Annotated in this window: 15 protein-coding genes and 1 tRNA gene; 14 read left to right on the top strand and 2 right to left on the bottom strand. The window is 34.6% G+C overall.

The features are described 5' to 3' along the window. Nucleotides 1–56 precede the first annotated feature (56 nt). The gene (locus tag DOS84_RS17435; protein WP_111411386.1) at nucleotides 57–926 is read left to right on the top strand and encodes a lysophospholipid acyltransferase family protein; all 870 of its coding nucleotides are present in this window, start codon (nucleotides 57–59) and stop codon (nucleotides 924–926) included. Nucleotides 927–1025: 99 nt separating this feature from the next. Next, a complete protein-coding gene (locus DOS84_RS17430; RefSeq protein ID WP_111411385.1) occupies nucleotides 1026–1904 on the top strand; it encodes a lysophospholipid acyltransferase family protein in 879 nt (292 codons plus the stop codon). 113 nt (nucleotides 1905–2017) lie between these two features. On the opposite strand, the gene DOS84_RS17425 is transcribed toward DOS84_RS17430, so the two are convergent. Beyond that, complete coding sequence (locus DOS84_RS17425; RefSeq protein WP_111411384.1) at nucleotides 2018–3505, bottom strand: aminotransferase class V-fold PLP-dependent enzyme; 1488 nt, start codon at nucleotides 3503–3505, stop codon at nucleotides 2018–2020. Between the two features lie 298 nt (nucleotides 3506–3803). On the opposite strand from DOS84_RS17425, the gene DOS84_RS17420 reads away from it, so the two are divergent. Then, a tRNA-Pro gene (locus DOS84_RS17420) sits at nucleotides 3804–3877 on the top strand. A gap of 42 nt (nucleotides 3878–3919) precedes the next feature. On the opposite strand, the gene glmM is transcribed toward DOS84_RS17420, so the two are convergent. Next, a complete protein-coding gene (gene glmM, locus DOS84_RS17415; RefSeq protein WP_111411383.1) occupies nucleotides 3920–5308 on the bottom strand; it encodes a phosphoglucosamine mutase in 1389 nt (462 codons plus the stop codon). A gap of 233 nt (nucleotides 5309–5541) precedes the next feature. On the opposite strand from glmM, the gene DOS84_RS17410 reads away from it, so the two are divergent. The 11 genes from DOS84_RS17410 to DOS84_RS17360 all read left to right on the top strand — a co-directional run bounded on the left by DOS84_RS17410 (nucleotide 5542) and on the right by DOS84_RS17360 (nucleotide 23899). Next, nucleotides 5542–6126 carry an acyl carrier protein phosphodiesterase gene (locus DOS84_RS17410; RefSeq protein ID WP_111411382.1) on the top strand — a complete coding sequence of 195 codons (585 nt, stop codon included), beginning with the start codon at nucleotides 5542–5544 and terminating at the stop codon, nucleotides 6124–6126. Then, a complete protein-coding gene (gene ggt, locus DOS84_RS17405; protein ID WP_111411381.1) occupies nucleotides 6123–7808 on the top strand; it encodes a gamma-glutamyltransferase in 1686 nt (561 codons plus the stop codon). The genes DOS84_RS17410 and ggt (DOS84_RS17405) overlap by 4 nt, the downstream gene beginning before the upstream one ends. A 13-nt stretch (nucleotides 7809–7821) precedes the next feature. Next, nucleotides 7822–9501 (top strand): gamma-glutamyltransferase, encoded by a 1680-nt coding sequence (gene ggt, locus DOS84_RS17400; protein ID WP_111411380.1) that lies wholly within the window; start codon nucleotides 7822–7824, stop codon nucleotides 9499–9501. 110 nt (nucleotides 9502–9611) lie between these two features. After that, nucleotides 9612–10280: a DNA alkylation repair protein gene (locus tag DOS84_RS17395; protein ID WP_111411379.1), complete on the top strand. Its 669-nt coding sequence runs from the start codon at nucleotides 9612–9614 to the stop codon at nucleotides 10278–10280. Between the two features lie 219 nt (nucleotides 10281–10499). Further along, entirely contained in the window at nucleotides 10500–11660 is a 1161-nt protein-coding gene (locus tag DOS84_RS17390; protein ID WP_111411378.1) for a S1 family peptidase, read from the top strand. Between the two features lie 57 nt (nucleotides 11661–11717). Continuing rightward, the gene (locus tag DOS84_RS17385; protein WP_111411377.1) at nucleotides 11718–13511 is read left to right on the top strand and encodes a chloride channel protein; all 1794 of its coding nucleotides are present in this window, start codon (nucleotides 11718–11720) and stop codon (nucleotides 13509–13511) included. Between the two features lie 285 nt (nucleotides 13512–13796). Beyond that, nucleotides 13797–16628, top strand: coding sequence for an excinuclease ABC subunit UvrA (gene uvrA, locus DOS84_RS17380; protein ID WP_111411376.1), 2832 nt, complete (start codon nucleotides 13797–13799; stop codon nucleotides 16626–16628). A gap of 204 nt (nucleotides 16629–16832) precedes the next feature. Further along, entirely contained in the window at nucleotides 16833–17561 is a 729-nt protein-coding gene (locus DOS84_RS17375) for an LOG family protein (protein WP_111411375.1), read from the top strand. 152 nt (nucleotides 17562–17713) lie between these two features. Beyond that, nucleotides 17714–20539 carry a gluzincin family metallopeptidase gene (locus tag DOS84_RS17370; RefSeq protein WP_341537937.1) on the top strand — a complete coding sequence of 942 codons (2826 nt, stop codon included), beginning with the start codon at nucleotides 17714–17716 and terminating at the stop codon, nucleotides 20537–20539. Nucleotides 20540–20726: 187 nt separating this feature from the next. Then, complete coding sequence (locus DOS84_RS17365; protein WP_111411373.1) at nucleotides 20727–23135, top strand: alpha-ketoacid dehydrogenase subunit alpha/beta; 2409 nt, start codon at nucleotides 20727–20729, stop codon at nucleotides 23133–23135. Between the two features lie 86 nt (nucleotides 23136–23221). Then, nucleotides 23222–23899, top strand: coding sequence for a peptidoglycan DD-metalloendopeptidase family protein (locus tag DOS84_RS17360; RefSeq protein ID WP_111411372.1), 678 nt, complete (start codon nucleotides 23222–23224; stop codon nucleotides 23897–23899). Nucleotides 23900–24046: the final 147 nt, after the last annotated feature.

Raw genomic sequence — 24046 nt, 5'->3', positions numbered from 1 at the left:
ATCAAAAACTATTTCCCTATGTAATTTAAAAAACTATATTTGACGAAATATATAAAATGAAATACATTGTTTACCTAATTGTTTACCCTATTCTATGGTGTATTTCAATCTTACCTTTTCGTTTACTCTATCTTTTTTCAGATTTTGTTTTCATCATTGTTTATCGACTTATTGGTTATCGAAAAAAAATAGTACGGAACAATTTAGCACTAACCCTACCTCACTTATCTGATAAAGAACGATTGGTCATAGAAAAAAAATTCTATCACCACATGTGTGACATGTTTCTGGAAATGATAAAAACAATGACTATTTCAAAAGAAGAAATATGCAAAAGATATGTTTTTACAAATTATGAAGTCTATGCAGAGCTTGAAAAACAAGAGAAAAGTATTGCCATTATGTGTGCTCACTACGCCAGTTATGAATGGGTTGTATCAATGAACTACTTCACAAAATTTCACGGCTACGGAATTTATAAACAAATTAAAAACCCCCATTTTGATAAATTAGTCCATTCCATTCGCTCTAAATTTAATGCGACTTTGATTACTACCAAAGAAACAATACCCACAATAATAACGAATAACAGAAATAAAAAACTGTCAGTCTATGGTTTTGCAAGTGATCAATCTCCAAAAGAAAACAGTGCCCATCATTGGACAAAATTTATGGGAATTGAGGTACCAGTACATACTGGTGCTGAAATGCTGGCTAAAAAATACGACATGAACGTGATTTTTCTTAAAACAAAAAAAATAAAACGCGGTTATTATGAGGCAACTTTGGAAGTTCTTTCAGAAAACGCATGTGAAATCCCATGCTATGAATTAACAGATTCATTTTTAAAACGAGTTGAAGAACAAATTTATGAATCTCCAGAATATTATTTATGGACTCATAAGCGTTGGAAACACAAACGATAGCTATTCAAAATATGGTAAGATTATAAAATTGGTAATTCTCAAATTTCAAAACAATTCTGAAAAAGATTATTTAATTATATTTGCATTAAATTTTAATAAATGCAATACCTCATATATTTACTAGTCTATCCAGTAATTTGGGTAATCTCGATGCTTCCCTTTCGACTATTATATTTGTTTTCTGATTTTGTTTATTTCATCGTATACCGAGTTATTCGATATCGTAAAAAAACGGTTCGCGAAAACCTAATCCTTGCATTACCACATTTATCTGACCAAGAACGATTGATTGTAGAAAAAAAATTCTACCATCATATATGTGATATGTTCCTTGAAATGATAAAAACAATGAATATTTCGAAAGAAGAAATTTGCAAAAGATTTGTTTTTAAAAATATAGAGGTTTATAAAGAACTTGAAAAACAAGGAAAAAGTGTAGCTGTTATCTGTTCGCATTATGCCAGTTATGAATGGATTATATCAATGAATTATTATTCGGATGTTGCAGGATACGGAATTTACAAACAATTAAAAAATCCCTATTTTGACAAATTAGTCCGTAAGATCCGCTCCAGATTTAATGCCAAATTAATCACCACAAAGCAGACAGTCCCAACGATAATAAATAATAATAAAAATAATGTATTGGCTTTGTATGGTTTTGCCAGCGACCAATCACCTAAGGCAAAAGGGGCAATGCATTGGTCAAAATTTATGGGAATTGAAGTACCTGTTCATGTAGGTGCCGAAATGTTATCCAAAAGATACAACATGAATCTGGTTTATCTCAATACAAAAAAAGTATCACGAGGTCATTACGAAGCAACCCTTGAAATTCTTTCTGATAACCCTAAAGAGGTTCCAAACTTTGAACTCACTGACCAGTATTTGAAACTTTTGGAAAAACAAATCTACGAAGCCCCAGAATTCTATTTATGGACACATAAAAGATGGAAATACAGAAGAGATAATGTTTAAGATTTTAGATTACAGTTAATAAAAAAATCACCTTCAAAAATTTTAACTTTTGAAGGTGATTTTTTTATTTTTTATAGTTGCTCAGCGGCTTGGTTTCTTAGAATCTTAGTAACTCATAAAGAAAACCAATCGTGAACCAACGTGTCTTCAATTGGATGGGAGTTTTTGTGTAAAAACTCATTGGTGTCTTTGTTGTAATTATATTCCAAAGTCCAATTTTTATGATTTTCGGCAAGAGATTTAATACTGTCGCAAACATATTCAATTTCAAATGTCGTTGTCGTCGGATGTATCGACATCCTTATCCAACCCGGCTTTCTGATTAGATCTCCCAAACTAATTTCATCTATCAGTTTGTTTGAAGCTTCTTGGTCCACGTGCAATAAAAAATGCCCATAAGTCCCCGCACAACTGCAACCGCCGCGCGTTTGGATTCCGAATTTATCATTCAATAATTTTACACCTAAATTAAAGTGTAGTTCTTCTATAAAAAAAGAAATCACTCCCAATCGATCATGATGTTGTCCTGCAAGAATTTTGATGTTTGGGATATCTCCTAATGAGTCAAAAACATACTCCACAATTTCGTGTTCCCGCTTGAGAATGTTTTCAATTCCCATTTGCTCTTTCAATTGAATAGCCAATGCTGTTTTTATCACTTGAAGGAACCCTGGAGTTCCACCGTCTTCCCTATCTTCTATACTGTCAATGTATTTATGTTCTCCCCAAGGATTGGTCCAAGAAACCGTTCCTCCACCTGGACAATCAGGTACCATATTATGATATAATTTTTTATTAAAAACCAAAACACCCGAAGTTCCAGGACCACCCAAAAATTTATGTGGCGAAAAGAAAATAGCATCCAAATACGATTCAGAATCCTCAGGATGCATATCTATTTTTACATAAGGACCAGAGCAGGCAAAATCCACAAAGCATACCCCATTGTGCTGATGCATCAGTTTGGCGGCTTCGTGGTACGGTGTCTTAATCCCTGTCACATTGGAACATGAAGTTATGGAGGCTATTTTATAGGTCCTGTCTTTGTATTTATCTAATAAAATGGCTAGATTATCTAGACTAAAAAGCCCTTCCTCACATGAAGGAATAACTTCTACATCTGCTATGGTTTCAAGCCACGAAGTTTGGTTGGAGTGATGCTCCATATGTGAAATAAAAACAATTGGTTTTTTTTCGGCTGGAATATTGATATAATCTTTTAGGTTCTCAGGTACTTTTAAACCTAATATACGTTGAAATTTATTTACTACACCAGTCATTCCGGTTCCATCCGTTATCAAAACATCATCTGAATTGGCATTTACGTGACGCTTAATAATGTTACGGGCATGATGGTACGATTTGGTCATCGCCGTTCCTGAAACGGTAGTTTCGGTATGAGTATTGGCAACAAAAGGTCCAAATTCATTCATCAATTTTTCTTCAATCGGACGATAAAGACGACCACTGGCTGTCCAATCAGTGTAGATGATTTTTTGTGACCCATATGGAGATTCAAATTCCTGGTTAATTCCAATAATATTATCTCGAAATTGTTGAAAATATTGTTCTAGTTGAGTTGTAACTTTAGTTGAGCCCATTTCATTTTAATTTGGTTCCAAATATATTGTTTTTTGATTAAAATACATAGATGCAATCTTTTCATTTTTTAAAGTATTAACAATATAAAATCAAACTATTATCATTTTTACACTTTATTAAAAAGTTTTTTTAAGAAAAAAACAAAATATGAGTTTGAAAATTCGCACGTTAAATATTAAATTTTACCACAATATGCTTTAATTATGAATGTAACGGATCACAACTAAAACTTCAAAAAAGAGCATTTTAGTTTTCTTTATTTTCGACAAAAAAAATATATTTGCAATCGAAGATATTCGGGATGTAGCGCAGCCAGGTAGCGTACTAGCATGGGGTGCTAGGGGTCGCTGGTTCGAATCCAGTCATCCCGACAAAACATAAAAAAAACCGACTTAAGAGTCGGTTTTCGTTTATTATATTCCAGCTACCGCTTTTATTTCATCAATAATTCGCAAAGCCAAATCATCTGCCAATTTCTGACTGGACGCTTCGGTATAAATACGGATAATCGGTTCTGTATTTGATTTTCTTAAATGTACCCAATTATCGGCAAAGTCAATTTTGACCCCATCAATTGTGGTAATATCTTCATTTTTATATTTTTCGGTCATCGCCACAAGAATTGCGTCAACGTCTATTTGTGGCGTCAACTCAATTTTGTTTTTACTCATATAATATTCCGGATATGATGCTCGCAATGCCGAAACTGACATTTTTTTATTTGCCAAATGAGTAAGGAATAAAGCGACACCCACCATACTGTCGCGACCGTAATGAGATTCTGGGTAAATGATCCCACCATTACCTTCGCCACCAATAATAGCATTATTTTTCTTCATCAATTCCACGACATTCACCTCACCAACTGCGCTAGCTTCATAGCTTCCGTTGTGTTTATTGGTCACATCACGTAAGGCACGGGAAGATGACATATTTGAAACTGTATTTCCTGGAGTTTTACTCAAAACATAATCGGCACAAGCCACCAAAGTATATTCTTCACCAAACATTTCACCGTCTTCACAAATAAAAGCCAAACGATCTACATCTGGATCAACCACTACTCCCAAGTGCGCTTTTTCTTTTACCACTAACTCCGAAATATCGGTTAAGTGTTCTTTCAAAGGCTCTGGATTGTGAGGGAAATGCCCGTTGGGTTCACAGTATAATTTTACTACTTCAACACCCATTAAATCCAATAATCTTGGAATAATAATCCCTCCCGAAGAGTTTACGCCATCCACGACCACTTTGAATTTAGCTGCTTTTACGGCTTCAACATCTACCAATGGCAGGTTCAACACTTCGTCGATATGAATATCCATATAAGCGTCATTTACAGTGATTTCACCCAAGTTATCCACATCCGCAAAATCAAAAGCTTCGGCTTCGGCTATCTCAAGGATTTTTTCACCAGCTGCGCCACTTAAGAATTCCCCTTTTTCATTCAGTAATTTCAAGGCATTCCATTGTTTTGGATTGTGTGAAGCTGTCAAAATGATTCCTCCATCAGCTTTTTCCAATGGAACAGCCACTTCAACTGTCGGTGTTGTAGATAAACCTAAATCTATTACATCAATTCCCAATCCGATAAGTGTATTGATAACCAAATTATGAATCATAGGTCCGGAAATACGTGCATCACGACCTACTACAACAGTCAACTTGTCTTTTTTAGAATACTTTTTTAGCCATGTTCCATACGCAGAAGCAAATTTTACGGCATCAACTGGAGTTAAATTATCTCCTACTTTCCCTCCTATCGTTCCTCGAATTCCGGATATTGATTTTATTAAAGTCATTTTTTTGAATTATATGGTTATTTGTTACAAATATAAAAAAGTTGCTGAGTTTCTGAGATTCTAAGTCACTAAGTTTTTATAAAATTAGGTTCTTGGCCGATCAGTTTCTAATAGTACAAAAATTAAACATTTTCTTGAAAGTTTAATTTTCGAATTAATAATTTAAAAGTTTATACATTTACAAAAGAGAACTCAGAATCTCAGTATCTAAGAACCTTAGTAACTAAATAAAAATGAACTTCCTAGCCCACATCTATTTATCTGGAGAAAATGATTTAATAAAAATCGGGAATTTTATGGCGGATGGAATTAGGGGAAAACACTTTGAAAGTTACCCTTCAGAAATACAAAAAGGAATTATTTTGCATCGATTTATTGATACCTATACTGATGCTCATCCCATTTTTAGAAAAAGTACCAAACGATTACACGAAAAATACCATCATTATGCGGGTGTAATTGTAGATGTCTTTTATGATCATTTTTTAGCCAAAAACTGGAGTAATTATTCGGATGAAAATTTGGTGGATTTTACTAATCGTTTTTACCAATCTTTACATGATAATTATGAATATTTATCGGAAAGAACCAAAGGAATGATGCCATATATGATTGAGTACAATTGGTTGGTAAGTTACCAGACTGTTGAGGGAATCAGTAGGATTCTAACACAAATGGACGGCCGAACAAAAAATGAATCAAAAATGAGGTTTTCGTCAAATGAACTAATTGAATATTATAATGATTTTGAGATAGAATTTACCACTTTTATTGAAGATCTAAGAAGCGAATCCCAACAAAAATTATTATCCCTATGAAAAAATATATTCTGCTAATTATAGGATTGTTTCTAAGTTGCAAACCGAATGAAAAAATAGTTGAACCTACAGGCCTGGTGACTTCGAAAGCTATGGTCGTTTCGGCTCGAGAAGAAGCATCTAAAATTGGTGTTGAAATTTTGCAAAAAGGCGGAAATGCTTTTGATGCTATGGTTGCCACTGAATTGGCATTGGCGGTAAGCCATCCCCAAGCCGGAAATATTGGAGGTGGAGGATTTATGGTTTTCCGAAAAGCCAATGGTGAGACGGGTGCTCTAGATTACAGAGAAAAAGCACCCTTAGCAGCCTCAAAAGATATGTATCTGGATGAAAAAGGAAATGTTATCGAGGGGAAAAGTACCAAAACAGCTCTGGCTTCTGGAATTCCTGGAACGATAGCTGGTATATTTGAAGTGCATAGAAAGTACGGTTCTTTACCCATTAGCGAAATTTTAAAACCTGTAATTTCTTTGGCGGAAAGAGGCGTTGTAGTTACCCAATTTCAAGCACAAAGCTTAGCGGTTTACAGATCTTCATTTATAAAGGCGAATGGAGCACATAGCTTGTTATCGAAAGTATATGAAGTTGGAGATACCATCAAATATTTGGCTTTGGCCGAAACGTTGAAGCGAATTTCTAAAAATGGTCAAGATGAATTTTACAAAGGAGAAACTGGACGGAAATTAGTCGCTTTTATGGCTAAAAAAGGTGGTCTTTTTACCCTTGATGATTTGGCTAAATACCAAGCAAAATGGAGAACTCCAATCACTTTTAAATATAAGGATTTAAAAATAACTTCGATGTCTCCTCCAAGCAGTGGCGGTATTTGTCTGAATCAAATTATGAAAATGATTGAACCTTATGATCTTTCGGAAATGGGCCATAATAGCATGAAAGCCATTCAGGTAATTACGGAAGCCGAAAGAAGAGCTTATGCCGATAGAAACTATTTTTTAGGCGATCCTGATTTTGTAAAACTTCCAATGAAAGAGTTACAAGACTCCACCTATTTAAAAAAAAGAATGAACAATTTTTCATTTGATAGAGCCACAAAATCTTCCGATGTTGCTCACGGTACAATTCATGGTTATGAGAGTAAGCAAACAACCCATTATTCTATAATTGATGCTAAGGGAAATGCCGTTTCTGCCACCACAACTTTAAATGATAATTACGGTTCTAAAATTTATTGTGATGAATTGGGCTTCTTTTTAAACAATCAAATGGATGATTTTAGTGCTAAACCCGGAGTTCCCAATTTATATGGTTTGACAGGAACTGAAGCTAATAGTATTTCTCCTGAAAAAAGAATGCTGAGTTCTATGTCTCCAACTATTGTTGAGAAAAACGGAAAACTCTTTATGGTCGTTGGAACTCCGGGAGGATCCACCATTATAACTTCGGTTTTACAAACTATTTTGAATGTTTACGAGTTTGATTTAAGTATGCAGGAAGCCGTTAATGCTCCACGTTTTCACCATCAATGGTTGCCTGATGAAATCGTTTTTGAACCCAATTCTTTTTCAAAATCATTATTGGAAGATTTAAAAAAGAAAGGCTACATCATCAATGAAAAAAATAATCAAATTATTGGTGAAGTTGATGCTATTTTGGTACTTCCAAATGGTGAATTAGAAGGTGGTGCTGATAAAAGAGGAGATAATAACGCATCTGGATATTAATCGATTTTAAAAAATGAAAAAAATATACATCATACTATTTATCTGTTTAAATAGTTTTGCACAGACAAACACAACAGTCAAAGGTCTTATTGTTGACAAAGCCATGGTAGTTTCGGCACGGGAAGAAGCTTCCAAAATTGGAGCTGAAATTATGCAAAAAGGTGGAAATGCCTTTGACGCTATGGTAGCAACCGAATTAGCCTTGGCGGTTGCCTATCCTTATGCAGGAAACCTTGGTGGTGGAGGATTTATGGTCTTTCGCAAAGCAAATGGAGAAATTGGTTCTTTAGATTATAGAGAAAAAGCGCCTTTGGCTGCATCCAAAAATATGTTCTTGGATAAAAACGGAAAAGTAATTAAAGGAAAAAGCACCGAAAGTCCGCTTGCAATCGGGGTTCCTGGAACTATAGCAGGTGTTTTTGCAGTTCATAAAAAATTTGGCTCAATGCCAATGTCTAAAATTTTGAAACCCGTGATTGCATTAGCCGAAAAAGGTGTGATTGTGACTCAAAGGCAAGAAAAAAGGCTAAATGATTATAGATTTGCTATTATCAAGGCGAATGGAGAAAACACCAAATTCGCCACTATTTACAAACAGAACGACACTATCAAATATCCTGTTTTGGCAGCAACATTAAAAAGGATTGCCAAAAATGGAAGAAATGAATTTTACAAAGGGCAAACCGCGAAAACTCTAGTAAAATATCTTCAAGGAAAGGGTGGAATAATCACAATGGAAGATTTGGCAAAATACGAAGCCAAATGGAGAACTCCCCTATCTTTTAAATATAAAAATTTAAAAGTTATTTCTATGTCGCCTCCAAGTAGCGGCGGTATTTGTTTGGCACAAATTTTAAAAATGATCGAACCATACGATTTATCAAAAATGGGACATAACTCGGCAGAATCGATTCAGGTAATTGTGGAAGCCGAGCGACGTGCTTATGCGGACAGAAGCTATTTTCTAGGCGATCCGGATTTTGTAAAAATACCTTTGAAAGGATTAATGGCAGATGATTATTTAAAAGAAAGAATGTCAAGTTTTAATTTAAATAAAGCCACTTTATCCTCTGAAATTAAGGAAGGAAAAGTAACTTACAATGAAAGTACCGAAACTACCCATTACTCTATTGTGGATCAATTTGGAAATGCAGTCGCGGCAACCACAACTTTAAACGACGGCTATGGATCCAAGTACTATTGTGATGAGTTGGGCTTTTTTTTAAATAATGAAATGGATGATTTTAGTGCTAAACCTGGCGAACCCAATATGTTTGGATTGGTCGGAAATGAAGCCAATAGCATAGCTCCCCAAAAAAGAATGCTGAGTTCCATGACACCCACAATTGTTGAGAAAGACGGTAAATTGTATATAGTCGTTGGTTCTCCAGGAGGATCCACCATCATTACTTCGGTTTTGCAAACGATTCTGAATGTTCATGAATACAATTTAGGCATGCAGGAAGCAGTAAATGCTCCAAGATTTCATCATCAATGGCTGCCGGATATCATTACATTTGAACCTAATACTTTCGACACAAGCACTTTTGAAAAATTAAAAGCCAAAGGATACATCATCAATGAAAAAACAACGCCTGTAATTGGCAAAGTAGATGCCATTTTGGTACTCCCTGACGGTAAAATTGAAGGTGGCGCTGATTTTAGAGGAGATGATAAGGCGGTTGGGTTTTAGAATGCATATTTTAGAGTATAGATTTCAGTTTCTGTATTTAATTTTGGAATTTAAATTTTCTCATTGTCATTGAGATTGTCATTGTTATTCCCATTGAATTTTTAATTATTATGAATTTTATTCCTTCTTTAGAAAAAGCCTTCCAAGAAAACGGCAATACCGAAAATGCTGCTGCTATGTCAAAATACATGAAAAATAATTTTCAGTTCTTCGGAATAAAAACAGATGACCGAAGACGAATTTTCAAAGCTATTTGGACTGAAAACCAAAAAGAAGTTTCTAATAATTCAAGAGAAATTGCATTGTCATTGTATTTTAAAAAAGAAAGGGAATTGCATTACTGTGCGCTAGAAATTCTGATTAAAAATCTTAAAAATAAGTATAAAAAAGAGGATATTCAGCTTATCGAAAAACTTATAATTACAAATTCTTGGTGGGATAGTGTTGATGTTATTGCCAAATTTATTTTGGGCGGCTATTTGCTGCACTTTCCTTTAGAAACTGATGCTGTAATTAGTCGCTTTTCAAATTCAGAGAATATGTGGCTGAATCGAAGCGCTATTCTTTTTCAGCTTGGTTATAAAGAAAAAACAGATTTTGATTTATTAAAATCGATCTGCGAGAAACATAAAACTTCAACTGAATTTTTTATTCAAAAAGCCATTGGCTGGGCATTGCGGGAATATGCAAAAACAAATCCCGAAGCAGTGAAGGATTTTGTGTCCGCTTCCAATCTAAAAAAATTGAGTGAAAAAGAAGCATTGAAAAACATTAAATAGTTTTTATACCCTTCATTTTTAGCTCATAACCATTGATACAACAGTTGTATGATATAATCACAACTGATGAATTGATCTTTTTTAAGAAGTTTTTAAAAGATACAATTATTTGATATTCCGATACTTAATTAAAAAATCACAAATAGTTTCAATTAAAACAAAGCACTCCATAATTAGTACGTTTTGTTTTATTAAATTTGCTTTCAAAAATTAAATACAATGTTGGAAAACCAAACTTCAGAAGAAAAAAATAACGAGAATATCGTGCAAATGAATAATAAAGGCCGAAATAAAAAAATTGCATTAATCATTGGAATACTATTTGTTCTGGGACTAATCATAGTTCCAAGAATTTGGGCCAAATTCAATAAAAAAGAAGTTATCTGCCTCAATAATCAAACTCAGATTTATGAAAAATATAAAGATGCAGTAGTACTTGTTAAGCACACTTATGCTTTGCAAATTTCAATCAAAGGGTCCGAACCTTTCCAAATTTCTGTTGACGATAGTTCATTGGGAGAAAAAACAATTTCAGGAACAGGATTTTTTGTATCTGAGGATGGAAAAATAGTTACCAATCATCATGTTGCGGAACCTTGGAAGTATACTGAATCTAAAGATGAAGATTTTAGCGATTTAAAAGACCACATCGCATCTATTTTGCCTGATTCCATAGATAAAAAAGACTATAAAACTTATCTAGAGTCACACTGGAATGACTACTATGATGAAGAAGGCGAAGGAGATTATTCTGAAGAAGAAGCTGTAGCAGAAAACAACGCAGCTGTTGCCAATGTTGATTCTTCGAGTGTAAATAGTGAAGTAAATGATTTGATCTCAGATAATAAAACAGAAGAAAAAGCTGTAACAAGCCAAATTACATTTACAAACATTGATGATGTATCAATTGTTCCTAAAACCGTTGAAATTAGTATAGCGCTGCACGGTTCAAAAGACGATTGGTTACAATGCAAAGTATTCAAAATAGCAGATGGAGATGAAGTTGATGTTGCCGTTTTGCAATTGATAAGCGAAAGTTTGCCAGCTTCGGTTTCAGATATTGTTGATTTAGATGATGCCGTAAAAGATGATTCCAGTATAAAACCAGGAACAAATGCAATTTTGATTGGCTATCCGATGGGCTTACAATTGGCTAACACTCGCAAGGGTATAAAAGTCCAAGTTTATGAAGGTCAAATTAATAAAGAATCAGACGGTGTTAGTGTGCAGTATAATGTAACTTCTACTCATGGTGCCAGTGGTTCTCCTGTATTCAATGAATGTGGTCAACTTATCGCAATCAATTATGCAGGCTATGATGAAGCTCAAGGATATAATTTTGGAATTGTTGCCAAACATGCTATGTCTTTGATGGAATAGTTGGTACTTTTTGCATTAAAAAGCTTAATTTTGTCAAAGACCAACTTTAAAGAGATAATGTTTAAAAAGTTTTTTTCAAAAATAGAACAGCTGCTTGCTTTATCACAATCTGCTTTCAGCCCAAAGCAATTTATCTTTTTATCCTCTGTTTTAGTTGGAATTTCTTCGGCTATAGCTGTTATAATATTGAAAACATTTGCCCATTGGGTTTTCAGGTTTGCTACCTATATAACAATTCATACCAATTTTTTTAAGATAGGGATTATAAAGATATTATTACCCGTAATTGGTATTATGCTTACGGTATTTGTCGTAAAACGTTTTTTGGGAGGAACTATTGAAAAGGGAACTTCACAAATTTTGTATGCTGTAGCCAAAAAGGCGAGTATTATTCCCAAGAAACAGATGTACGCCCAAATCATGACAAGTTCGCTTACCGTAGGTTTGGGAGGCTCTGCAGGTCTTGAAAGTCCAATCGTAGTTACTGGGGCGGCCTTTGGCTCTAATTATGCCCAAAGATATAAACTGCAATATAAAGACAGAACATTGCTCATTGGCTGTGGAGTTGCTGCCGGAATAGCAGCTGCCTTTAATGCCCCAATAGCTGGAGTTCTATTTGCTATTGAAGTTCTATTGGTTGATGTCAGTATTTCGGCTTTTACCCCAATAATGATAGCCGCTGCCACTGGTGCCTTAGTATCGGCAATTGCCTTAGATGAATCGATACTATTAAATTTCCCAAGCAGACAAACTTTCAATTACCATAATATGCCATATTATATACTTCTTGGCGTATTTACTGGTTTTGTAGCAGTCTTTTATGCTCGAAATTTCCAAAGAACAGAACATTTTTTTGGTCATATTCGATATCCTCTTTATACAAAAGCGTTGATTGGCGCTTCTATATTGGCGCTTTTAATATTTATTTTTCCAACACTTTTTGGAGAAGGTTATGAAAGTATCCGAACCTTATCCGGGAGTGATCCAGGAGAATTAATGGAAAATACTTTTTTTAGTGGATTTAGAAATAACACCTGGGCACTACTGGCTTTTGTAGGTTGTTCCTTTATGTTAAAAGCCTTTGCTACTGGAATAACTTTGGGCAGTGGCGGTAATGGGGGTAATTTTGCTCCTTCCCTATTTTTGGGTTCTTATGTTGGTTTTTTCTTTTCAAAATTATTGAATTTGATAGGTTTGACAAATTTACCTGTCGGTAATTTTACAATGGTGGGAATGGCAGGTATTTTGAGCGGATTATTTCATGCACCTTTAACGGCAATATTTTTAATTGCCGAAATAACAGGTGGTTATGGATTGATGATTCCTCTTATGATTGTTGCTTCCATCAGTTTTGCCATTTCCAAACGGTTTGAAACACACTCGTTGGATGTCAAGAACCTTGCGAAAAAAGGACATGCGTTTACCAGCAATAAAGATTCTAACGTCTTATCGACATTAGAGACACAATCAATAATTCAAACTGATTATCTGAAGATAAGTCCAGATGAAAATCTTGAAAAATTGGTTGATTTAATATCCCACTCAAACCAAGTTATTTTTCCTGTGGTTTCAACTGACAATAGATTATTGGGAATTGTCCATTTTAATGATATTCGGGAGATTATTTTCAATCCATACAGAGTGAAATACACTTTGGTCAAAGAAATAATGGTGCAACCCGTAGCAGTTGTAAATCCTTCCAATAGTATGGAAATTGTCATGGACAAATTTGAAGCTTCCAAAAAAGCCTTTCTACCTGTCATAAGTGATGATAAATATTATGGTTTTATATCCAAATCTGTTGCGCTCGAAGCTTATAGAACAAAATTAAAATCGATGACGATAGAATAATTTGGGCGTGACCCCGTTCCTTAAATGGGCTTATATACAGTAATTTAAGGAACAGCGTCGGGCTATTTGGGCTACTTTGGTAGCTTCCGTCTATCCCTCACGCGAACACAAGAAGTTCATAAAAAATGAAGTCTTTTCGTTTTTAAAGAGCTTCAATTTTTTCAAATCTGAAATATAAAATCGTTATTGTTAAATCATAAATCCTTTCTTTTTTTAACACAATCTTCCATACTGTTCTATCAAAAGTAGCAATCAAAATGGTAACTTTGCTTTTTTGCAAAAATTATGCTAGATACAGACAATACGATTGAAGTTCAAGGTGCACGCGTTCACAATCTAAAAAATATAGATGTTTCCATTCCTAGAGAAAAACTGGTAGTTATTACTGGACTTTCGGGTTCTGGAAAATCCTCGTTGGCTTTCGATACTATTTATGCCGAGGGACAACGCCGCTATGTAGAAACATTTTCAGCTTATGCGAGGCAGTTTCTTGGTGGTTTGGAACGTCCAGATGTCGATAAGATTGACGGACTCTCCCCTGTTATTGCCATCGAACAAAAAACAACAAGCAAAAGCCCTCGTTCTACGGTAGGAACAATTACTGAAATTTATGATTTCCTGCGTTTGCTTTATGCCCGTGGTGCCGATGCGTACAGCTACAATACAGGCGAAAAAATGATTTCCTACTCCGATGACCAAATCAAAGATTTGATTATTCAGGATTTTACGGGGAAACGAATCAATATTCTCGCTCCGGTTATTCGGGCGAGAAAAGGACATTACGCCGAGCTTTTTCAGCAAATTACCAAGCAAGGATTCTTGAAAGTTCGTGTAAATGGGGATATTTTGGACATAGTTCCAGGAATGAAATTGGACCGTTACAAAACCCATGATATAGAGATTGTTGTGGACAGAATGGTTATCGAAGATACCCCTGAAAACGAAAAACGCTTATCCGAAAGTATCGACACTGCCATGTATCACGGCGAAAATGTGTTGATGGTTTTGGATCAGGACACGAATGAAGTAAGATATTTCAGTAGGAATTTGATGTGTCCAACTACCGGAATATCCTATCAAAATCCGGAACCGAATTTATTTTCTTTCAACTCTCCGAAAGGAGCTTGTGATCATTGCAACGGATTGGGAACTGTCAATCAAATCAATGTTGGCAAAATTATTCCGAACCCTAAATTGTCCATCAAAGCGGGGGGATTTGCACCTTTGGGCGAATACAAATCATCTTGGATTTTCAAACAAATGGAAATCATAGGAGAGAAATATGGTTTTAAATTGACCGATGCCATAGAAAAAATTCCTTTCGAAGCAATGGAAATGATTTTGAATGGCGGAAAAGAAAAATTCACCATCAATTCTGAAGTTTTGGGAGTTGCGCGCGAATACAAAATTGACTTTGAAGGGATTTCCCATTTCATAAAAAACCAACATGATGAAAGTGGTTCGACAACCATTAAACGTTGGGCCAAGGAATTTATGGATGAAGTAAAATGTCCGGTTTGTGAAGGTTCCCGTTTAAAAAAAGAAGCTAATTATTTTAGAATAAACGAAAAAAGCATATCCGAGTTGTGCGATATGGATATTTCGGATTTGACGGCTTGGTTTTTAGGACTTGACCATCATTTATCCGACAAACAAAAAAGAATTGCAACCGAGGTTATTAAAGAAATCAAAGACCGTTTGGCCTTTTTGATGAACGTAGGTTTGGATTATTTGGCCTTAAGCCGAAGTTCCAAATCACTTTCGGGCGGTGAAGCACAACGCATTCGATTGGCGACACAAATTGGCTCGCAATTGGTGGGTGTTTTATATATTTTGGATGAACCGAGTATTGGTTTGCACCAAAGAGACAATGACAAACTGATTCATTCTTTGGAACAATTGCGAGACATCGGTAACTCGGTAATTGTAGTAGAACACGACAAAGACATGATTGAACGCGCGGATTATGTGATTGATATTGGTCCAAAAGCAGGCAAATATGGTGGTGAAATCATCAGTATCGGAACTCCGGCCGAAACTTTGGCTTCAAATACGATAACAGCACAGTATTTGAACGGAAAAATGAAATTGGAAATTCCCAAAAAACGTAGAGAAGGCAATGGAAAATTCCTGAAACTGACCGGAGCTACGGGAAATAATCTGAAAAATGTTTCAATTGAATTGCCTTTGGGTAAAATGATATGCGTTACGGGAGTTTCTGGAAGTGGAAAATCGACATTGATTAACGAAACCCTCTACCCTATTTTGAATGCTTATTATTTTAACGGTGTTAAAATTCCGATGCCGTATAAAAAAATAGAAGGCTTGGAACATATCGACAAAGTGATCGATATCGACCAAAGCCCGATTGGAAGAACACCACGTTCCAATCCCGCAACCTATACCGAGGTTTTTACCGAAATCAGAAACTTGTTTACAATGACTTCCGAGAGCATGATTCGAGGGTATAAAGCGGGACGTTTCAGTTTTAATGTCAAAGGCGGACGTTGTGAAACCTGTGAAGGTTCTGGTGTTCGAACGATAGAAATGAACTTTTTGCCCGATGTTTATGTGGAATGTGAGACTTGTCAAGGAAAACGCTTTAACAGAGAAACATTGGAGATTCGATATAAAGGAAAATCCATTTCGGATGTACTAAATATGACCGTTGATGAAGCCGTTCCTTTTTTTGAAAATATACCGAAAATTTACCGAAAAGTAAAAACGATTCAAGATGTTGGTTTGGGTTATATCACGCTTGGTCAACAAAGTACCACGCTTTCAGGAGGTGAAGCACAACGCATCAAACTGGCGGGTGAATTGTCCAAAAAAGATACCGGAAATACATTTTACATTCTTGACGAACCGACAACCGGTTTGCATTTTGAAGACATTAGAGTATTGATGGATGTAATTAATAAATTGGTTGACAAAGGAAATACGATCCTGATTATTGAGCACAATATGGATGTAATTAAACTCGCCGATTATATTATTGATATTGGTCCCGAAGGAGGAAAAGGTGGCGGACAGCTTATAGCAAAAGGAACACCTGAGGAAATTGTGAAAAATAAAAAAAGCTTTACAGCGCAGTTTTTGAAAAAAGAATTATCTTAGTTAAACATCTTTGTCAAAGTTCAAAACTTTGACAAAGATTAATTTTCAGAACAAAAGTTAAACTAAAAAACGGATGCCTTACATCAGTTTACTTCGCTCGATTGAAGTTATAATTCCACGCTATCGGGCGTGCTTTGAAATGAATAACAATACATGAACGAAGAGAACTGACAAACAATATAGCTCCAAAAAAATAAATTAAATATGAGATTAGGAGATTTTGACAACGATGAAGACAAAGTAATCCAAGATAAATTAAAAAGAAAAACTTGGAATGAGATAAAAACAAACGATAGTTGGGCGATTTTTAAAATCATGTCCGAGTTTGTAAACGGATATGATTCGATGAGCCGTATTGGGCCTTGTGTGACTATTTTTGGTTCGGCAAGGATAAAACCGGAGGATCATTATTATTTACTGGCTGAAAAAATTGCTTTTAAAATTAGTAAGGCGGGTTATGGCGTAATTACGGGCGGTGGTCCCGGAATTATGGAAGCTGGAAATAAGGGCGCGCATTTGGGTGGAGGAACTTCGGTGGGACTCAACATCGAATTGCCTTTCGAACAGCATTTTAACCCATATATCGATAGGGATAAAAACTTGAATTTCGATTATTTCTTTGTTCGAAAAGTGATGTTTGTAAAATATTCCCAAGGATTTGTGGTGATGCCAGGAGGATTTGGAACTTTGGACGAATTATTTGAGGCGATTACCTTAATTCAGACAAAGAAAATTGGCAAATTCCCGATTATATTGGTGGGAACTGCATTTTGGTCTGGTTTGATTGATTGGATAAAAACAGTGTTGATAGAAAGGGAACACACAATAAGTCCTGATGATTTGAATCTATTCAAAATTGTGGATACGGAAGATGAAGTAGTTGCGGTACTCGATAATTTCTATAAAAAGTACGATTTAAGTCCTAATTTTTAATACAAAGAGCCGTCTCGTCTTTTGTGGACGAGACGGCTTTTTTCATTTAGCGTCTATTAGTGTATTTTGACCATTAAATACTGAAGTTTTCTTAATTTTTTGTAAATTGTATTAGATTTATTCTTTTTTAGCAACTTATATATTGCCCCAGATTGAAAACTCACGGTAAAATCATCTTATTCTTAATTGTTTTGTTGGTTTTCCACAAGCAATATGCACAGCATCACTCCAAAATGACTGTTGCTGTGAACATGAATTCAAATACACTGTCAGTTGATCAAGAAATTACCTTTTATAATCAAACAAATGACACATTAACTTCTATAGTATTGAATGATTGGAACAATGCTTTTTCGGATAGAGAGAGTCCATTGGGAAAACGTTTTTCGGATGAATTCTACAATAAGTTTCACATGGCACTAGCTGAAGATCGCGGTGGAACCGTTAATTTAATTATCGAGGATAAAGATAAAAATGTTTTCACATGGGAAAGAACCAAAAAAAATCCTGATTATATAAAGGTTATATTGCATCGAATATTGCCCCCTGGTCAAAAGGTAAAATTGAATCTCACGTATGTTTCAATGATTCCGAGCAACAAATTTACCAAGTACGGACATTTTGAAAAATACGGTATGCATCTCAAAAACTGGTTCCTTACCCCCGCCCGTTATGAGAATCATCAATTCATTAAATACAGTAATGAAAGCCTTGACGATATTGCAAATGGAGTTTCGGATTTTGATATTGATTTAAAAATCAACAATAAAAACACCGTAACAACAGATTTAACAGTTAATAATTTTACCGCAACCGAACAAGAAACAGATGTCAATCTTTCAGGAAAGAACAGAACCGATTTTGATCTAATTATTGAAAAAGAGTCAAGTTACAGAAAATATAAAATTGGTGATTTTGAAGTCATGACCAACTTAAGTTCAGGAAGATTTGATGACTCATTGAAAACAGCAATTATAAAACGAGTGGTTGATTTTGCCAATACTCAAATCGGACAATATCCTTTTGGCAAAATCATCGTTTCGGAGGAAGATTACGATAAAAATCCGTTTTATGGGCTAAATCAATTACCAAAATTCATGCGTCCTTTTCATTCTGATTTTATATTCGAAATAAAATTTCTAAAAACTTATTTGAATAATTTTCTTAAAAATAGTTTGCTGCTTGATGCTAGAAAAGACAATTGGATTTATGACGGTATTCAGGTGTTTACCATGATGAATTATATTGACCAATATAATCCTGAAAGTAAGATGATGGGATCGGCTTCTAAGTTTTTTCTATTCAGGGGATTCAAAATGGCGCAAACTGATTTCAATGAGCAATACAGCTATTATTATATGTTGATGGCACGAAAAAATCTAGACCAAGCACTTAATGAGCCAAAAAACACATTAATAAAATTTAACGTGCAAATTGCGAACAAATATAAGGCTGGTTTGAGTTTAAAGTATCTAAATGATTACCTTGGAAATGATTTGGTTTTGTCCGGGATTCAGCAATTTCAAGAACTCAATAAACAAGGGCAAACGAACAGGAGTGATTTTGAAAATATATTGAAATCAAAAGCGCCAAAAAATATAGACTGGTTTTTTAAATACATTATCGATAGCCGAGAGCCAATTGATTATAAATTTGGAGATTTTTCCAAAACGGAAGACAGCATTACTTTTAGCGTAAAAAACAAAGGAGTTCCATTGGTCCCAATACCACTATTCGGTATCAAAGACAAACAAATTATTTTCAAAAAATGGATTGAGACTAATGAAATAGATACTACGCTTACTTTTGAGAGAAAAGGTATTGATAAACTGGTATTGAATTACAAGAACGAAGTACCTGAGTTTAATTTGAGAAACAATTGGAAATCATTGTATTCTTTTTCACTTAATCGTCCATTGAAACTTACTTTTTTTGAGGATTTAGAGGATCCACACCGCTCCCAATTATTTTATGTTCCCACTTTATTTTACAATAAATACGATGGATTTGCACCTGGAATCAGTTTTTACAATTATAGTTTCTTTGACAAACCGTTTATGTTTGTTTTGAATCCAATGTACTCCATCAATACCAAATCAATTGTGGGTAGTTATCAATTTATCCTGAATCATTATTTAAGAGAGAGTAAATTATATAATATGCGCTATTCTTTGAATGGTTCATATTATCATTATGCCGATGATGCCGCTTATTTAAAATTATATCCAAGTTTGTCATTATACTTTCGGGAACCCAGTTACAGAGATAATAGAAAACAAGCCATATTTGTAAAATACAATATCATTTACAAAGAGCCCTCTGCTACAGTAATTGATAGTACAGACAATTATTCTATATTGAACCTTAAATATTCTAATGTTAAAACGGAGGTTACCAGTCATGTTAAATTCTTGACCGATGTACAGTTTTCAGGTTATTTTGGTAAAATATCAGCTGAAATGGAATATCGTAAGCTGTTTAATGATAATCGTTATTTTAATGTTCGTGCATTTGTTGGTACGTTTTTATACAACAGCAATAACACTCAAAACTATAATTTTGGGGTTTCCAGAGTAAATGATTATTTGTTTGATTATCCTCTTTATGCACGCTCCGATGAAACTGGCTTATTAAGTCAACAATACATTATGGGACAAGGAGGTTTCAAATCATTCGTTAGTCCTTCTGAATCCAATCAATGGCTAGCAACGACAAATCTGAGCTATAGTCTATTATGGAATTGGGTAGATGCCTATGCTGATTTTGGTTTTGTAAAAAATAAAGGGTTTCATAATAGCTTTGTTTATGATAGTGGAATACGGCTTAATTTGGTTCAAGATTACTTCGAATTATTCTTTCCTGTGTATTCTTCGAATGGATTTGAAGCAACCCAAAAAAATTACAGTGAAAAAATACGATTTATACTTATTTTTAACCCAAAATCATTAATTAATCTTTTTACCCGAAAATGGTTTTAATTCAAAACAAAAACTTTAAAATATTAAACTATTTCATGATTTTTTAAGTTTAAATTAAATATATCATAAAAATACATTCAATTTATTGGAAATTATTTCATAAAAAATTATAAAAATACAGAATCACATAATGATATATACGTAGTTTTTGATTACTTTTGCACCATTAAAGCTATACTTTTAAATTATGATAAAAGAGAAAGTCAATACTAGTTTAACATTTGAAGATTTTAAAACAGAAGTCTTAAATGATTACCGAATTGCCATAGTAAGCAGAGAGTGTAGTTTATTAGGACGTAAAGAAGTATTAACTGGAAAAGCCAAGTTTGGTATTTTTGGAGATGGAAAAGAAGTTCCACAGCTTGCCATGGCCAAATGCTTTAAAAACGGAGACTTCCGTTCAGGATATTATCGCGATCAAACCTTTATGATGGCTATTGGTGAATTGACTATTGAACAATTTTTTGCCGGTCTATATGGTAATACTGATATTGATTTAGAGCCAATGTCTGCAGGAAGACAAATGGGGGGGCACTTTGTAACCCATAGTTTGAACGAAGACGGATCTTGGAAAAACTTAACACAACAAAAAAATTCTAGTGCCGATATTTCCCCAACTGCGGGGCAAATGCCAAGATTACTAGGACTGGCACAAGCGTCAAAAATATACAGAAACGTTCCCGGCATTCCAAATTCGGACCAATTTTCTGTAAATGGAAATGAAATTGCATGGGGAACTATTGGAAACGCAAGTACATCAGAAGGATTATTTTTTGAAACCATAAACGCAGCCGGAGTTTTACAAGTTCCCATGGTAATGAGTGTTTGGGATGATGAGTATGGAATTTCTGTACATGCAAGACACCAAACCACCAAAGAAAGTATTTCGGAAATCTTAAAAGGATACCAAAGAGATGAAAATTCGAATGGTTTTGAAATACTAAAAGTAAAAGGATGGGATTATGTTGATTTGATTGCGACTTATGAAAAAGCAGCTGAAATCGCCCGTGAAAATCACGTTCCAGTTTTAATTCACGTTGATCAACTTACACAACCTCAAGGACACTCTAGTTCTGGTTCACACGAAAGATATAAAAATGCTGCCCGATTGGCATGGGAAAAAGATTTTGACTGTATTCGTCAAATGAAATTATGGATGATTGCCATCAATATTGCGTCACCGGAAGAGATTGAGGCTATTGATTTGGAAGTTAAAAAGGAAGTTTTCGAAGGTAAAAAAGCCGCTTGGAATGCTTTTATTGGACCAATAGTTGAAGAGCAAAACGAATTAGTTGCTATTTTAGAAAGAATAGCTGTAACAAGTGACAAAAAAGAAGAAATTCTTAGAAATGCTGCGACTCTAAAAAGTATCAAATCTCCTTTGAAAAAGGAAATAATGGTAGTCGCACGAAAAACATTGCGTTTGATTATCAATGAAGAAGATAAATTAGAATTATCCAGTTGGATTACTAATTATATCAAAAAAACACAACCTAAATTCAGTAGCAATTTATTTTCTCAGTCGGATAAAAACGTTTTTTCAGTTAAAGAAGTTTTACCTCAATATCCAAGTGATGCCACTGAAGATACTGACGGCAGAATGATTTTGAGAGATAATTTTGATGCCATTTTTTCGAAATATCCGGAAACATTAATTTTTGGAGAAGATGCAGGAAATATTGGTGATGTAAACCAAGGTTTGGAAGGAATGCAAGAGAAATATGGTGAGTTGCGAGTTGCCGATGTCGGGATTCGTGAAGCTACTATATTAGGTCAAGGAATAGGAATGGCGCTGAGAGGACTACGTCCAATTGCCGAAATTCAGTATCTGGATTACCTATTGTATGCTATTCAGATCATGAGTGATGATTTGGCTACTTTACAATACAGAACTGTTGGTAGACAAAAAGCACCACTTATTATACGTACAAGGGGTCACCGTTTGGAAGGAATCTGGCATTCCGGTTCTCCTATGGGGATGATTATCAATGCCATTAGAGGAATCCATGTTTTAGTTCCAAGAAACATGACACAAGCAGCTGGTTTTTACAATGCTTTATTGGAATGTGACGAACCTGCTCTGGTTATCGAATGTTTGAACGGTTACCGATTAAAAGAAAAAGCACCTTTGAACTACGGTGAATTCAAAACTCCAATTGGTGTTGTGGAAACATTGAGAAAAGGAACTGATATCACGCTTGTTTCTTATGGCTCTACATTGAGATTAGTGGAACAAGCCGCCAAAGAATTATTTGAAGTTGGTATTGATTGCGAAATTATCGATTTACAATCATTGCTTCCGTTTGATATCAATCAAGATGTTGTAAAAAGTATAGCCAAAACCAATCGATTATTGGTTATTGATGAAGATTTACCTGGTGGAGCTTCCGCTTACATTTTGCAACAAATCGTGGAGCAACAAGATGCCTACAATCATTTGGACAGTAAACCACAAACTTTGACTGCAAAAGCACACAGACCTGCTTACGGAACAGATGGTGATTATTTTTCAAAACCTTCAGCAGAAGACATTTACGAAAAAGTGTATGAAATGATGCATGAAGTAAATCCTTCGAAATTTCCAAGTTTGTATTAAAATTAAAATGTAATATTCAAAATCCCATTTGCCAGAGCAAATGGGATTTTTTTTATCTTTATTCAAAACTATAAGCGCTATTTTATATGGGACCATTAGAAACTTTATTTTTAGATTTAAATGACATCAAAGTAATTGATAGCACTATCCCCTACTCAGAATACACTTCATTGGATTTATCGGCTTCCAATTTAGAATTGAATCAACTGAACATTACTGATTCTTCACAATTTGAAACTTATGTAGAACATATATTAAATAAAAACAAAGCAAAAGTGGCGTATGGTGGTTACAACGAAATTCGTAATTTGTATAAACGAAGTACTGTTTTTAATAATCCAAATGCAAAGGAACGTAATATTCACATCGGATTGGATTTATGGATAAAGGCAGAAACCCCTGTTTTGGCAGCTTTGGATGGAAAAGTCCATAGTTTTCAATACAACAATAATTTAGGAGATTACGGTCCAACAATTATTCTGGAGCACCAATTAAAAAAGCATGTTTTTTATACTTTATATGGCCACTTGTCATTAGAAAGTATTGCATTTGTCAAAGACGGTGATTCTTTTTCAAAAGGACAACAATTGGCAACATTGGGAGATAATAGCGTAAATGGTGATTATGCTCCGCATTTGCATTTCCAAATTATAAAAAATATAGAAGATAATTATGGAGATTATCCAGGAGTTTGCAATAAAAACAAGCTGGATTACTATTTAGAAAACTGCCCTGATCCCAATTTACTATTAAAGATTTACTAATAATCTGATATTTTGTCTTTTATCTAAGTGGAAAATAAAAAATGCGCTTTTCAGTTTATAACAACTTCTTTACTGTTTATAAGCTTTCTTATTGTTTTCCAATGACACAATCAAACTACTACCTTCCAATTCCAAAAAGATAAGTCT

Origin of the sequence: Flavobacterium aquariorum, assembly GCF_003254745.1 — a bacterium.
Lineage (GTDB): Bacteria > Bacteroidota > Bacteroidia > Flavobacteriales > Flavobacteriaceae > Flavobacterium > Flavobacterium aquariorum.
Note: the sequence above shows the minus strand (reverse complement) of the source record. Positions and strands in the feature narration are given on the sequence as shown.

What these genes read in the sequence shown, in the direction of transcription:
- DOS84_RS17435 (WP_111411386.1), top strand. Translation starts at nt 57, where the DNA reads ATGAAATACATTGTTTACCTAATTGTTTACCCTATTCTATGGTGTATT.
- DOS84_RS17430 (WP_111411385.1), top strand. Translation starts at nt 1,026, where the DNA reads ATGCAATACCTCATATATTTACTAGTCTATCCAGTAATTTGGGTAATC.
- DOS84_RS17425 (WP_111411384.1), bottom strand. Translation starts at nt 3,505, where the DNA reads ATGGGCTCAACTAAAGTTACAACTCAACTAGAACAATATTTTCAACAA.
- glmM (WP_111411383.1), bottom strand. Translation starts at nt 5,308, where the DNA reads ATGACTTTAATAAAATCAATATCCGGAATTCGAGGAACGATAGGAGGG.
- DOS84_RS17410 (WP_111411382.1), top strand. Translation starts at nt 5,542, where the DNA reads ATGAACTTCCTAGCCCACATCTATTTATCTGGAGAAAATGATTTAATA.
- ggt (WP_111411381.1), top strand. Translation starts at nt 6,123, where the DNA reads ATGAAAAAATATATTCTGCTAATTATAGGATTGTTTCTAAGTTGCAAA.
- ggt (WP_111411380.1), top strand. Translation starts at nt 7,822, where the DNA reads ATGAAAAAAATATACATCATACTATTTATCTGTTTAAATAGTTTTGCA.
- DOS84_RS17395 (WP_111411379.1), top strand. Translation starts at nt 9,612, where the DNA reads ATGAATTTTATTCCTTCTTTAGAAAAAGCCTTCCAAGAAAACGGCAAT.
- DOS84_RS17390 (WP_111411378.1), top strand. Translation starts at nt 10,500, where the DNA reads ATGTTGGAAAACCAAACTTCAGAAGAAAAAAATAACGAGAATATCGTG.
- DOS84_RS17385 (WP_111411377.1), top strand. Translation starts at nt 11,718, where the DNA reads ATGTTTAAAAAGTTTTTTTCAAAAATAGAACAGCTGCTTGCTTTATCA.
- uvrA (WP_111411376.1), top strand. Translation starts at nt 13,797, where the DNA reads ATGCTAGATACAGACAATACGATTGAAGTTCAAGGTGCACGCGTTCAC.
- DOS84_RS17375 (WP_111411375.1), top strand. Translation starts at nt 16,833, where the DNA reads ATGAGATTAGGAGATTTTGACAACGATGAAGACAAAGTAATCCAAGAT.
- DOS84_RS17365 (WP_111411373.1), top strand. Translation starts at nt 20,727, where the DNA reads ATGATAAAAGAGAAAGTCAATACTAGTTTAACATTTGAAGATTTTAAA.
- DOS84_RS17360 (WP_111411372.1), top strand. Translation starts at nt 23,222, where the DNA reads ATGGGACCATTAGAAACTTTATTTTTAGATTTAAATGACATCAAAGTA.